The sequence below is a fragment of the Mesorhizobium sp. WSM4829 genome (genome assembly GCF_055811475.1).
This window is the reverse complement of record NZ_JBVVQJ010000040.1, coordinates 1-12,933: the sequence shown is the minus strand read 5'-3', so window position 1 is coordinate 12,933 and position 12,933 is coordinate 1. Positions and strand designations below refer to the sequence as shown.

Below are 12,933 nucleotides of genomic sequence, written 5' to 3'. Positions count from 1 at the left end.
GACGCAGTAGGCATGATCGAGGCGCTGCATGCGAGTGGCTACCTTGCCGGTCTGAAGCGTATGCTCCAGTCCAAATGGTCCAAACTGCCAGCGGCCGACGTTGACGATAGCGTCGCCGAGGCGGTCGAGAGCGCGTATTCCGCTGTCTCGACAGGCCGCAGGGTCGGCAGCATAGGTGCCTGGCTCTGGAAGGCGGCAGACAACATCGCGAACGAGCGATGGAACCGCGACCACCTGGATATGCGTGAGATCGATGACGTATCGGACTGTGCCGGCGATGCGGAACTGTCCCCCGACGAGAGACGTCAGGCCGACGATCTTGCCGAATACCGCCGGACCGAAGCAGTGCGATTCGCACGCCAACTGCTCAGCGCGATCGGTCACGGTCAGGTTCGAGATGTGATGGAACTCGTCATTGAGGCTGTCGAGGCAGGCGAACCCGACCTCTCTGCTGAAGTCGTGGCTGACACACTCGGCATCAGCCGCGACGCCACGCGCGCGCTGATGTCGCGCGGGCTTGACCGCCTCAAGACCGCCGCTCGAGCCTATGGGATCGAGCTGCCAGAAGAAATCCCGTCCGATCTGGGCGCCAACGACAACTCCGAGACTATCGAAGAGGAAACCTACCAATGAATGACCTCTCCAAAGAGTTCCGCGACCTCATCGCTGCAGCAGAGCGCGTCTCTACCGACATGGGGAACATCGTCCGCGACGTATTGCAGGCTGGCCTTGATCAGCCTCTCGACCGAGACGAGGCCCGCACCCTGCTTGGTCGCGTGCTCACCGTGATGCGCGAACGCGCCGAGGCGCGCGAGGATCGTGTGGTCACTGCACAGATGACCGCGGATCTCGACACGCTCATCGACCGCGTCGAGGCCGTGCGTTTCGCACTCCGCCCTCAGAGCCCAGCCGACCACCCAAGCGTACGGCTCGTCGGGCACAACGGCGTCGAACCGCGACCCATCCGCCCCACGCCTGTATTCCACGAACGTAGCGTCCCTGTATGGGAGGGCTTCGTTCGCACGCGTGACATCAATCTTTGGGGTGAGAATCAGCGCATCGATATTCACCTGAACCAATTCTTCCAAGTCCACGGTCGGACGCCTAAGGCAGACGAGCTGTTGGCGATCATGCTCGGGAAGATGAGTCTGCCGGGGCTCGCTGAGGACGACCAGTTCGAGATTGAAGTGCTGGCACGCAGCATCGCGGCAAACGGCGTCCGCAAACCGCCCATAATCGACCGGGAAGGCAACCTCCTGGACGGCAACCGTCGGATCACGGCTTGTTACTTCATTTTGAACAGCAACGACTTCGACGCTGACCAGAAGCGACGCGCCGAGTGGGTGCAGGTGTGGCAGCTGACAGAACACGCAACCGAGGACGACCGCGAGGCAGTCATCGTGTCGCTCAATTTCGAGCCAGATCACAAGCAGGACTGGCCTCAGTACGTGAAGGCGCGGAAGGTCTACGAACACTGGCAGGCCCTCCTCGCGCTAGAAGGACGCGCCAATCCAGCGCCTGGACGGCAGAAGGATATTCGGCGGGAGATCGCTCGCAAGTTCGCGATCGCCACGGACGAGGTCAGCCGCTACGTCGGGATGATCGAGCTCGCATCGGAGTTCGAGGACTACCATGTCACGGAAGGAAAGAAGGACAAATACGCCGTTAAGCACAAGGCAGAGAAGTACTTCCAGTACTTCGATGAACTCGGCAAGGGTCGGCGTAACGGCGTGCTCGCAGCCTTGAACGACGATGAGAGCTTCAAGAGCCTCGTCTACGACCTACTGTACGATGACAAGTTCAAGAACTGGAACCAGATCCGCGAACTGCGCGCCGTCTCCTTAGATGATGAGGCAATGACGTGCTTCCGTGAAGCCGGAGAGCGTAACCGGAAGGAGGGGCAACAGCTAATCGATACGGGGATCGCGCTCTCGAAAGCAAATCGAGAGGTCGAGCGTACGGTCGGAGCCAACAAGCGTGTAGAGGTCTTCACGAAATGGCTCGAGAACGCACCCGTTAAGATTTTTCGGCCTGGCCCTCCCGATGCGCTCTCCCAGGAGAACCTCCATCGCCTGTACCGCGCACTAAAGCTTGTTGAGAGCTACGTCGTGCCTTCCGATGCGTCGACCTCGAGCGAGGCCCACAATGCGGCATGAACAGTGGGTTGCTCAGACCGCCGCCGATGTGCGTGTCGGCGATGGGCTCGATGGTCTGTACCTAACCGGGAGAGATTCCCGAGACGCGGTAGGGCTGTTGGCTACTGTTAAGGCCGCGCTTGGTGGAGGTAACTCGGTGCGACGCTCTGCGAACGGAATATTCGTGCCGCACCAGCTTGCCGGTCAGCTCGAGCGCATTGACGATCTTATCCTTCGGTGGACACCAGAGGCACGCCGCTTCGTTGAGAACAGGCGTCGTGCCTCCGAGATCTTTGACGAATCGGTGCGTCAGGTCCAACGGCTCAAGGCTGAGGGGTTGGGCGCAGCCCGGACTGAGGTCGAGGACAGCGCGGGTCTTGCCGTTCTCGACGCGCACCAGGTGCTCAATGTTGCGGCCATGACGATCAAGGAAGGGTTCGGGCTCTGCGTTTTTGACGAGCAGGGCGCGGGCAAGACAGTCACCCTTATCTATGCGTTCGACCTCCTTGCCGCGAGGAATGAGGCTGATCGCGTCCTGATCATTGCGCCCAAGAGCATGGTGCCCGAGTGGCCGAAGGACTTCGGGCGGTTCAGGCCAGACCTCTATCGCATAGCAGTGGTCTCAGGATCTGCACGCGAGAAGCGTCGCGTATTGCAGGATGACCCCGAGGTACTGGTCACTAACTTCGAAACTGCCGTGAGCATGGAGGAAGAACTCTCTGCACTGCTCCGCAGTCGTCCAGGCCGTACGGTCCTCGCAGTCGACGAGTCGTTCTTTATCAAGTCCATGGACGCGCGGCGGACCCGCGCCATCCGGAGGCTCAGGGAGTGGTGTGGTCGCGCTTACGTACTGTGCGGGACGCCTGCGCCGAATGCTCCACAGGACCTTGTCCAGCAGTTCAGCCTAGTTGACTTCGGCCTCGCCTTCGAAGGTGTCGAAGTCCCTGCTGATCGAGCGGAGGCGGCTCCCGTCGTGCAGTCCGTGATCGACAAGCGTGGCCTATACACTAGACACCTGAAGGCGGAGGTGCTGCCCGACCTCCCGGCGAAGAGCTTTCAACGCATCTTCGTCCCGCTCGCCCGGCAGCAGCGACGCCTCTACAAGCATACCCTTAACGAGTTGGTCTCGGATATCGAGCAGACCGACGAGAAGGGGTTCGGGCGCCGATACGCCAACTTCCTCGCCCGCAGATCTGCGCTCCTCCAGCTGTGCTCGAACCCTTCGGCGATCGATCCCTCATACAGCGAGACGCCCGCGAAGCTCGAAGCGCTAGACGCCGTGGTCAGCCGGTTGATGTCGGCGAACGAAAAGGTGCTAGTGTGGTCTTTCTATACGCAGTCGATCACAGCTATTGTCGAGCGCTATAAGGCGCATGGAGCCATGCGCTACGACGGGCAGGTTACCGACACCGATACGCGTAGAGAGACGGTCCGCCGCTTTCAGGAGGACAACGAGTCGATGATCTTGGTGGCCAACCCAGCGGCTGCCGGGGCCGGCCTCACGTTACATCGTGCAAGATTTGCAGTGTACGAATCGCTGTCCAACCAAGCGGCGCACTACCTGCAGAGTCTCGACCGCATCCATCGGCGCGGCCAGCAGCGGGACGTTGAGTATCTCATCTTGCTCTGCGACAAGACCCTCGAGATCCAGGAGTATGAGCGGCTCGTAACCAAGGAACTGGCCGCACAGTCGCTCCTCGGAGACGTGGTCACCCCTCCGCCCACCCGCGATACTTTCCTGGAAGAGGCTCGAGCTGCCGCTGACCTCCTGATGAAAGATTGACACTGGGCGTGCCAAGCCACCAGCACGAAACGCCGCTACCGACGGACACATTGACAGTCATCGACAGGTTGCCGCGCTTCGCCTAAACCCTTACGTCCACCCGGGCGGGAGAGGCTTGTCGCGGCTCTCCGCGTGGGGCGGCTTGGTGCGAGCCCCCACCTTGGTCAACCCGCGTTGCTTTGGCGCTGATCGTATCCTGAAGGACATAGCGCTAAGAGCGGGCACTCTGGGCACTTGGGACGCAAGGGCCGGCACAGCTCTCGACCGTGCTGGAGTACATTTACGTGATAGTCGTACCTACAGTCCGGCGGCACCGCTGCTTCCAGACTGGCGACGAAGAGCCGGCTCGGCGCATCTCCAACGAGCATCAGTCGGCGGGACACGCGGGCGACGTGCGTATCGACCGGGAGCAGCTTGCGACCGAGGCTGTACATGAGCACGCACTTCGCGGTTTTCAGTCCGACGCCGGGCAGCGTGGTGAGGAAAGTCTCTGCATCTGTGTCCGTCATCCGTCGGAGCGGTTCGAGTGTGACCTCTCCAAAGTCTCGCGCGAGTTGGTTGGCGATAGCGACCATACGTGGTGCTTTCTGGTTGGCGAGACCGGCGTCTCCAATGAGGGCTGTCAGGACAGTCAGATCCATTTTCAGCAGTTGCGACCAGTTCGGTACAGCTGCCTTCAAGCGGTTATAGACACGCTCATAGCTCGGTCCTGTCGTCATCTGCGACAAGAGGATAAAAAAGAGCTCGTCGAGAGCGTCGTCTTTATTATTCAGCCGCGGCGAGCGGTACCTCGCCTTCAGCAGGCCAGTCACCCGCCGCGCCTTCTCCATCACAGTTCGTCGACTCCTCGTACAGATCAGGTACCTCCGCGACTGCGGCTAGGCGCATAAGCGCGCGGAGTTCATCCTCGATCTCAGGCGCCGCGTAGGCAAGCGCATCTCGCCGCAACCGGCCCGGTTCCTTGTACCAGCCAGTGATCGTCTCCGTCTCGGTATCGTTCCGCATACGCGGTGGGTTCACGATTGTCCGCGGACGCTTCGTGAGCTTCGTCAACAGGTCAAGGTTGAAACACTCGACGTGCCCAAACCGTCCGGCAACCGAAGGCATGGACATGATGTTGCGGAGCGCACGGCCGGCTGCCTCGCCGAGACCGAGGGGGACAGCGTTACCAACTTGCTCGTATTTTTTGCGGACAGGGCCGGCGAATGTCCAGTCGTCAGGGAATTCTTGGACACGAGCATACTCACGTACACTCAGCGGACGCAGCTCGGTCGGGTGACAGAGGCTCGTCGCTTTGCTATCGGGACGGGTCGTGAGGGCCGGACTCGGTCGATCCCAGGCAAGGCGGCGGAAGAAGCCAGACCGACCGCCCCATGAGTCGAACGCGCGACCGAGCGCCTCTTTGCGCACTTCATGTGGCAGGTCGCGCCAGTTGCCGCCCTCAGGTACCTGTTTCAAGAACTTCTCCCTGGCTGGGGAGAACGTATAGAATTCTGGAACCGGATCCGTGAGACCGCTTACGGCATCTCGCAGAGTACGCCATCGGGGTTTGCCGTCCGCACCTTCCCGCATGTGCGTCGGCACCGGCATCTTGAGGGCCTCACCGTCGCGGCTCCCCAGCAACAGGAGACGTTGCCGCGTCTGGGGAGTCCCGTAGTCCGCGGAGTTCAGGATGTCAAAGACAGTGTAGTATTTCAAATCGCGCAGGTGCTCCACGACGACCTGAAATGCCGAACCGAGCTCTTCGTCAGGTGCAAGGGGAGGGTGTCCCGGACCACGCTTGCTCAGCGGCCGGTGCCGGGCGGCTGCCGACAGAAGCCCGCGAACGTTCTCCATGACGAAGAACCGTGGCTGGCTCTCGCGCACCACTCGGACGAAATGCTCGAAGAGCTCCCCGCGCGGATCACCGAGGGAGCCGCGAGCTCCGGCCGTGCTAAAAACCTGACATGAAGGGCCGCCGGCGACCACAACAGGGTCACCCGGCTTTAGGCCGGCTGCCTCTAGGATCTCCTCGGTCGACACACCCTCGATAGGACGGTCGATCAGCGGCAGATCTGGCCGGTTCTTCCGGATCGTTGCCACCGCGTAGGGGTTGCACTCAAGAGCCACTGCCACACGGAAGCCGGCTCTCTCCAGGCCAAGGTCCAACCCCATGGCCCCTGAGAAAAGCGAGATGACCGGGAGATCCGGCGCGTCAATTGCGTCGGCCACTCTGCACCTCCAAGCCAAGCTGTAGTTGCCCACGATTCACGTCCTCAAAGAGGCGGGTGAGGGCGAGTTCGATCACATAGCGTTTCGTCAGCCGCGGGTGTCGACGGTCGGTGACATCTAACAAACCTTCATAGATCTTAGGCTCGACCGTGACGGTGAGCCGCGGCTCGTCCTTTGACATATCGCGTATACCCCGACGTGCTTCGGCACAATAATACACCAGAACTCACCAAAGGTCACCAAATATCTCGCGCTGGCAGCAGACAGCGTTGGACGTGGCTCCAGTGATCAAGCCTCATGCCTGCCTCGCCGCCAGAGACTAGTCTGGCGGACGGGCTGGCGTGGTCGGATACGACGCAGCTCGACCAGATTGCGACCGTCATCGACTGGATGCCGATCCGGGCACTTCTTGGTCAGCGCAGCGGGCCGGGCAAGGGCAACACCAGCTATCCAGCCGAGACATTGCTGCGCTGTCTGTTTTTGGGCGTGTGGAACAATCTCAGCGACCCCGCCCTTGAGCTGCAACTGCGCGACCGGCTGTCGTTCCGCCGCTTTGCCGGCTTCAGCCTGTCGGACCGCACGCCGGACCATTCGACGCTGTGGCGCTTCCGCGAAGAGCTGAAGCGCGACGGGCTGATTGATCGGGTGTTCGATGAGATCACCCGGCAGTTTGAGCAGAAGGGCCTGATCCTCAAGCGCGGCACGCTGATTGATGCATCGTTCATGCAGGCCGCCGCCCGCCCGCCGGCGAAGCCGAAGAAGGGTGAGGAGACGTCGGCGCGGCCATCGGCCGACCCCGATGCGCGTTGGGGACGCAAGGGCAAAAAGACGGTGTTCGGCTATAAGGTGCACAACGGCGTCGACGAGGCTCACACGCTGATCCGGCGGATGCACTTCACCGATGCTTCGATCACCGACACCGAGCCGGCCGACACGTTGATCTGCGGCGACGAGGAGGCGGCCTATGGCGACCAGGCCTATTACACCCATGCCCGGCATGCCCGGCTTAAGCAGGCCGGCATCAAGGACCGGTTGATGCATCGGCCCAACAAGCACCATCCGCTGACGCCGCGCCAGAAGCAGCGCAACCGCCTGATCTCCAAGGTGCGGGCGGCGGTGGAGCGGCCGTTTGCGGTGTTCGAGCAGCGCTACGGCATGCGGCGGCTGCGCTTCTTCAACCTGGCGACCAACCGGACGCAGTGCGTGCTTGCCGGCTGCAGCTACAATCTGCAACGGGCGACCGCCGTTCTCTTCCCGGTGAGGAAGCCGGCATGAGGGGGCGGAGTCTGCCCAAAATCCGCCGAGGGGGGCCAATTGGGCCCCCGAGGCGGGCAAAAATGCCCTGCAACCGGGCGAATGTGGCTTGATTGCGGTTCAAAAAACGCCCCATGCGCCATCTGCGTCAAACTTCGGCCCCCGTGCAAAGCCCTCCTTCCAGCAGAGCTTTGATCAGATAGGTCTGGACAAACTGCGCTGACACGGCACCATGGACACTGTTGTCGGGGGCGACCATGCTCTTGCAGTAACCGGCGTTCGAAAACTTATTGCCGAATGCGGTTCGCCCAAGATAGCAACAAAGGACGGTGAAATCCCACGGTTGAGGGCTGTTGAGAGCGAACTCTCCAATCGCTGCCTCAACCGCAACATTTTCCACAGCAGCGCAGATCTCGCCATCCTTGCTGCCATGCCAACGATGTGCTCGAAGGGATGAAAGCTGCTTGTTTCACAAAGGCGATGAAGTTCGGTCCGGCTCCGGATTTTGAACGAGCGGACGTAGTCGTCATCTCCGAAAAGCAGGCGGCAGTATTGTAGAACGTCTTCGCTAGCGGGTCGAGAAGCGTGGCTTCCGAACTAAAGTCACCAAATTCAAGAATGGCCGCGCCGACGCGGTGATGAACGAACTTCGTCGCTACCAGATCGCTGTCCGTCCCATCGGGCATTCGGACGCGAACGGATCGCCCATCCCGAGTTGACCTCGCCCCTATAGAACGCCTTTCCCTGGTCGGGAAGCGCTGGAAGCCGGTTCCGACAAACATAGGCCTACTGACCGATCTGAATGTTCGACGCCATGCCCCCCGCGATCTTATCCGCACCCCACGAGTGTCTTCGCTTAGGAGCCGTCGGTGTCCAGTGTCGTCTCTTCCACCAGATGTTCCGCCAATTCTGAAGGTATAGTGATGTATCGTCAATCACGACAGCACTGCCATGCTCGGCATAGTATTCGCCCACAGTACGGTAGCGCTCGCCGAAGCGCTCCGCAAAAACCGAACGCACCTTCTCATTTTGGCTCAACACACTATTCAGAGCTCGTCTTCCTCTCAGATAGGCCAGCCCCTGCTCCGTGCCAAGCAGGTAAAGTTGCTTCCGTTTGGTTGTGACGTGATCTGCGAGTAGGAAATAGTCCTTAAAGACCGAATTCTGGCGGATAGCTTCAGGCCCGCCGCGCCAGTGGATGAACTTGAACTCCACCACCCGCAAGTTGGTCTCGAGATCGAAGCGTCGTCCAGTGTTCCCGGCACCTAAGGATACATATTCCACATGCTCGCCGGGTTCTAGAATGTGTGGTAGGCACAACAGTATGCCGAGCGCTGGATTGTGACGTTAATCTGACCAGCCAGCCGCTTCATCTCTGCCGCGGCGGCCAGTGCCTCTCGGCCCGCGCCCGCGCTTTCGAGGAAGCTCGCGCAGTTTGCAGCGCTCACGCCGCGCACGGTGCCCTGATGCGGGACAAAGTCCGAGTCAAGTCAGGCCCGGTAAACTCTCGCACAAGTCTGATAATCTCAATTGGATTTGCTATCAAGCCCGCCCCATCTCCCTCGAGCTATGCCGCATTCTCTTGTGGAATCATGCAACGAACACTTCTGAGCGGTGGAAGGCCAAATAGGTGCGCTGAGGCGCCACGAAACTTTTTGTCCGCCAAGGAGTCGGGACTTCGGCAAATTCAAGCTGCTCCCAGGTATGTCGTTGGAAGCCGAGACGCCGAAGGTCGTCGCGGTCAAAGCGCGGCGAGACCAAAATCTCACCGTCATCCTCGAAGCTGATGAAGCCGCGGTCAAACAACAGATCAGCGTCGGGTGTAAGCATCAGTCCATTCATCCCGTCCAAGCGCTCTTCGGATGAACTGCATAGTCGCCAGGGCTTTATGTGGCTTGCTATCAGCAAAGAGGGTTTGTCTACCCCCGTCAAGCGACACTCTCGCTCGACGGCCTGGACGTCTGCTCGAAACTTGCCTTGGCCCCGCCTCGCTTTGACGATCATCTCTTTGATCGTGGCGCTCAATCGAACGTCATCCAGCACCTGCCTTTCCACGATGTCGTCCAGGAGTTCTGTGACCACTTGGTACGTGAGGCTGTTCGATCCTCCGCGAGCTAAGACGTCTCGATCAAAATGGGAATGCGCCGCAATCTCACTGAAAACCGAATCCGGGATTGCAGCGAGATAGGCCTTTTGATTGCCCGAGCCAGACTTCGGATGGATTGGGGAATATTTGGACGGCAGGAGGGGGCCAAGCCTTTCCATTATTCGCTGAGGTCGCACCGGAGGTGTCAGTGGGGTCCAGAAGACCGGTAGGAGCCATCCGTCGGTGTTCCAGTAAGAGCCGGTGACACCAAACTCTGCAGGCTTGGGTGCAGCAAAGGCGAATTCGGCTACTCGCCCTACGTACCTGATGGCTTGGTCGGAATAAGACAATACCAAATCACCTGGCGTGGCGCGGCGCATATTGTTGTAAAACTCGCTACGCGCGCCATTCCTCTCGACCTTAGGCGACCAAAGGTATTGCCCGTCGATTTCTTGGCGGGCCGTCTGATTGTGATTAACCCACCAGAATCGACGCATCGGCGAAGCCTAATTTACATCTTACGAGATGGGTAGCGAGTGCATGCTTCGAAAAGCGCAGCTCCCAAAACTGCCGGTGATCATCGGCCATTGTGGGGCCAGCCAAGCCCAATCACAGCCGAGCCGCTGCAAATTAAAACCTGCTTGCAAACAGCGCCGGAGGTGGACGATGGCGATGGACCAGACGGCGGTTTTGCGTCGTCGACGATCAAGGCGCGGTGCATCTGGAGATGGCGGTGATGACCGACTCGAGGCGCTGCGGTGCTGAAGCCGTTTCTGACGCGACTGCGCCGCGTCGGCCACGAGGCCGTCTCGCTGTTGCCTGGCTGCGTCCGGAACTCAAGAGACTCGGCCTGCCAGTGATCTGCCTGGAGACGCAGCATGCGCGCGCCGCGATGCCGGCGCAGCGCAACAAGACCGACAAGGCCGATGCGCTCGGCATCGCCACATCATAGGCACCGGCTGGTTCCGCGAGGCCTACATCAAGTCGGAGAGCTGCTACCGCACGCGGCTTCTGCTGACCCACCGACGCAATCTGTAGGCCAAGTTCCTCGACCTGGAGAATGCCGTCCGCCACTCGCTGAAGTCGTTCGGCATCCGCTTGAGTAGGTCGGACGTGGCGCCTTCGAACAAGCCGTGCGTCAGGCGGCGGCGGACGATCCGCTGTCGGCCGAACTGATGGACGTGATGCTGTCGGCACGCGCGGCGTTGTGGAAACAGTATTGCCGGCTGCATGATCTCGTCGTGACGATTGTCGCAGCGAGCCGTGCCGGCGCTTCATGGCGATCCCCGGCGTCGGGCCGGTGACGACGCTTTCGTTCATGACGGCGATCGACGATCCCACGCGATTCCGCCGCTCGCGCGACGTCGAGCCAGGACTTGCGAAGGCTGTGCCGGGAAGCGGGCGCGGCTAGGGGCGACGGAGCCTCGCGCGACCGGAAACGAACTCTCGGAACAGGCCCCGGTAGGTCGCTAAGGTGGCCTCTGGTCGGCTGTCATTAGGCGGTGGATCGGCTACATCAAACCTCGTCGAGGGGGCTTCCCGTGACTCGTGATGGGCGGTCGGTCCGGCTGTCGAGGCAGCCTACGTTGCGGCGTGACGAGAGCTGACGTCGCCAGCGTCGGCCGTATGTTGGCGGCCGAGCGCAGGCTTGTCTGCTGGCGCTATCCTCTCGCACAGCGGGTGCTTAGGCTCGATGGCGCCACTGGAAGCGCGCGCCGGTCGCTGCAAGCCTGCTGCCAGACCCAAGCTTTCCATCTCTGGGTTTGTCGGCTGCGGCATTCCTGTCCGCGGCGCGGATGCTGAGCATTGCCCAGCCGCGCTTGCTGTTGGCCGTGATGGGGCTATTCATCCTGACATGAACACCTTGGGCGGCTCGATCACGACCAAAGCGAATGAGCCGTTCGCGATCGAGAGCGGCGATGCTGCACTTCCCAAGATGCCTCTGCAGCATATCGAGGGCTGCGGCCTTGGAGCGGCGAGGGGACTTGCCTACATCGCACATGTCGTCGATATGAAGGTCGATGAGTTCGCCGAAAGTTTTCAGGCGCGCTATACGGGACTTCGTGGGCGTCTCACCGCGAGCGACTTGGCGCTCGGTTTCGGTCGCCGAGCGCCGTGCGTCGTCTCGGCGCAGGAAGGTCTCGCTGACGTAGCGACCTTTGCGACGGACTTGGACACGCAAGGAACCGGACGAGAGCTTTGTGTAGGTAGCCACTTTTTCGTGTGCGCTCCGTGTGCACTGAGAGAACGAAGCATGGCGAAGAGGGTCGTATTCGGGCGTAAATTTGTGTGCACTCGGTAGGTCTAACGATTTGATGTTAGAGAAAAAATGGCGAAATCAAGACGATAGAGTAGCCGTGGCGCCCATGATGGACTGGGCCGACTGCGGATCATTGGCATACGCTCTTGTCCGAGCGGCTCGGAGAGATTGGACCCGGAGCGGTCATCCGTCCGCCTTTTTCTGCGATTAAGGTTTCAATTCCATCGGCCGACGTCTGCCTCAACTTCAACTGCGTCATCCTTGACGTGGCAAAGGTGAGAATTGGCAAAGGAACGGCAATTGGCCCTGCCGTGCAGATCTATACAGCCGATCATCAACATGATCCCGAGCAGAGACAATCTGGGATGCAGTTCGGGCGTCCTGTTCGGATGGGCAGTCGTGCCTGGATCGGTGATGGAGCAATCATTCTGCCGGGCGTCACGATTGGCGATGATGCGGCCGTCGGCGCTGGCAGCGTGGTCACTCGAGAGGTTGCCGCAGCTGCGAAGGTCATGGGAAGTCCGGCTCGGGTAAGATGACTTGGTGAGGACAAAGCAGGCGATTCGACGCGAAACCTGGGAGCTCCATGTTGCCTGGTGAATGCCGATTGGGCATCGATGCGCATTTCGCAAAAGCGGGACAGTGTTTGGCCAATCTCCGGGCAGTTTGGCGGCGACCGTCCTTGGGTGCCTTTTGCGTTCACGGATGGTTGCTTTCGCCGGTTTGAGGCCGGTTTAGGGGCGCGGCCTTTTTGCTCTCCGCATTCTGTCGCCCTGGAGCACGATCCGGTGTGCGGTGTGCGTTTGGACGATCCGTTCGAGAATGGCGTCGGCGACGGTGAAGGTGCGATGAGGTCGTGCCATCTGGCCACCGGGACCTGGGCGGTGCGGCGATATCGTTCCTCGACGATTTCGAACAGATGCGAGCGCTGTTGCTCGGTAAGGGTTCCGAGCCATCAGGACGAGCAGTTGCGAGCGGGCGATCCTGATCGAAGGCTTGGGAAGCGTCCATCGAGATGGGCGAGCGCAATCCTCCAACAGGGCCACGCGCACATAGAGCACGAAACGATCGAGCCCTGCTGCTTGCCGGCCGAAGGCGCCGGCCAGCCACGACTTGCCGGTTCCGGTCGGACTGGGCTCATAATGCCCGTTATCAGGATGGCGAGGCAAAGAAGATTGTCCGTTACGCCTTTCATCCGCGTTCG

Annotated in this window: 11 protein-coding genes and 3 pseudogenes; 8 read left to right on the top strand and 6 right to left on the bottom strand. The window is 60.6% G+C overall.

What is annotated here, in order from left to right; translation table 11 throughout:
• Positions 1-12 precede the first annotated feature (12 nt).
• From AC0L17_RS28215 to AC0L17_RS28205, 3 genes are read left to right on the top strand one after another with little or no spacing between them, the layout of a single operon-like run.
• On the top strand, positions 13-633 hold the full coding sequence (locus tag AC0L17_RS28215; RefSeq protein WP_473518183.1) for an RNA polymerase sigma factor: 621 nt from the start codon (positions 13-15) through the stop codon (positions 631-633).
• Positions 630-2,156 carry a ParB N-terminal domain-containing protein gene (locus tag AC0L17_RS28210; RefSeq protein ID WP_473518182.1) on the top strand — a complete coding sequence of 509 codons (1,527 nt, stop codon included), beginning with the start codon at positions 630-632 and terminating at the stop codon, positions 2,154-2,156. The genes AC0L17_RS28215 and AC0L17_RS28210 overlap by 4 nt, the downstream gene beginning before the upstream one ends.
• Positions 2,146-3,918 carry a DEAD/DEAH box helicase gene (locus AC0L17_RS28205; RefSeq protein ID WP_473518181.1) on the top strand — a complete coding sequence of 591 codons (1,773 nt, stop codon included), beginning with the start codon at positions 2,146-2,148 and terminating at the stop codon, positions 3,916-3,918. The genes AC0L17_RS28210 and AC0L17_RS28205 overlap by 11 nt, the downstream gene beginning before the upstream one ends.
• A gap of 164 nt (positions 3,919-4,082) precedes the next feature.
• Here the strand turns inward: AC0L17_RS28205 and AC0L17_RS28200 are convergent, their stop codons facing one another.
• The 3 genes from AC0L17_RS28200 to AC0L17_RS28190 are packed head-to-tail and all read right to left on the bottom strand — an operon-like array spanning position 4,083 to position 6,310.
• Positions 4,083-4,730 carry an endonuclease III domain-containing protein gene (locus AC0L17_RS28200; protein ID WP_473518180.1) on the bottom strand — a complete coding sequence of 216 codons (648 nt, stop codon included), beginning with the start codon at positions 4,728-4,730 and terminating at the stop codon, positions 4,083-4,085.
• A complete protein-coding gene (locus AC0L17_RS28195) occupies positions 4,684-6,129 on the bottom strand; it encodes a DNA cytosine methyltransferase (protein ID WP_473518179.1) in 1,446 nt (481 codons plus the stop codon). The genes AC0L17_RS28200 and AC0L17_RS28195 overlap by 47 nt, the downstream gene beginning before the upstream one ends.
• On the bottom strand, positions 6,113-6,310 hold the full coding sequence (locus AC0L17_RS28190) for a hypothetical protein (RefSeq protein ID WP_473518178.1): 198 nt from the start codon (positions 6,308-6,310) through the stop codon (positions 6,113-6,115). The genes AC0L17_RS28195 and AC0L17_RS28190 overlap by 17 nt, the downstream gene beginning before the upstream one ends.
• Positions 6,311-6,426: 116 nt before the next feature.
• Here AC0L17_RS28190 and AC0L17_RS28185 point away from each other — a divergent pair, with 116 nt between their 5' ends.
• Both AC0L17_RS28185 and AC0L17_RS28180 read left to right on the top strand, forming a co-directional pair.
• Positions 6,427-7,404, top strand: a complete 978-nt coding sequence (locus AC0L17_RS28185) for an IS5 family transposase (protein WP_473518177.1) — start codon at positions 6,427-6,429, stop codon at positions 7,402-7,404.
• 211 nt (positions 7,405-7,615) lie between these two features.
• The gene (locus AC0L17_RS28180; RefSeq protein WP_473518176.1) at positions 7,616-7,840 is read left to right on the top strand and encodes a hypothetical protein; all 225 of its coding nucleotides are present in this window, start codon (positions 7,616-7,618) and stop codon (positions 7,838-7,840) included.
• A gap of 329 nt (positions 7,841-8,169) precedes the next feature.
• On the opposite strand, the gene AC0L17_RS28175 is transcribed toward AC0L17_RS28180, so the two are convergent.
• Together AC0L17_RS28175 and AC0L17_RS28170 are read right to left on the bottom strand one after the other, a co-directional pair.
• Positions 8,170-8,667, bottom strand: a complete 498-nt coding sequence (locus tag AC0L17_RS28175) for a hypothetical protein (RefSeq protein ID WP_473518175.1) — start codon at positions 8,665-8,667, stop codon at positions 8,170-8,172.
• Positions 8,668-8,973: 306 nt separating this feature from the next.
• Entirely contained in the window at positions 8,974-9,966 is a 993-nt protein-coding gene (locus tag AC0L17_RS28170) for an HNH endonuclease (protein WP_473518174.1), read from the bottom strand.
• Positions 9,967-10,135: 169 nt separating this feature from the next.
• On the opposite strand from AC0L17_RS28170, the pseudogene AC0L17_RS28165 reads away from it, so the two are divergent.
• The 3 genes and pseudogenes from AC0L17_RS28165 to AC0L17_RS28155 form a co-directional block, all read left to right on the top strand.
• Positions 10,136-10,835: pseudogene (locus tag AC0L17_RS28165) on the top strand (transposase); the annotation flags it as partial.
• A 327-nt stretch (positions 10,836-11,162) separates the two neighbouring features.
• Complete coding sequence (locus AC0L17_RS28160; RefSeq protein WP_473518173.1) at positions 11,163-11,771, top strand: hypothetical protein; 609 nt, start codon at positions 11,163-11,165, stop codon at positions 11,769-11,771.
• A 74-nt stretch (positions 11,772-11,845) separates the two neighbouring features.
• A pseudogene (locus AC0L17_RS28155) lies at positions 11,846-12,268 on the top strand (DapH/DapD/GlmU-related protein); the annotation flags it as partial.
• Positions 12,269-12,463: 195 nt separating this feature from the next.
• Here AC0L17_RS28155 and AC0L17_RS28150 read toward each other — a convergent pair.
• Positions 12,464-12,933, bottom strand: a pseudogene (locus AC0L17_RS28150) (hypothetical protein); the annotation flags it as partial.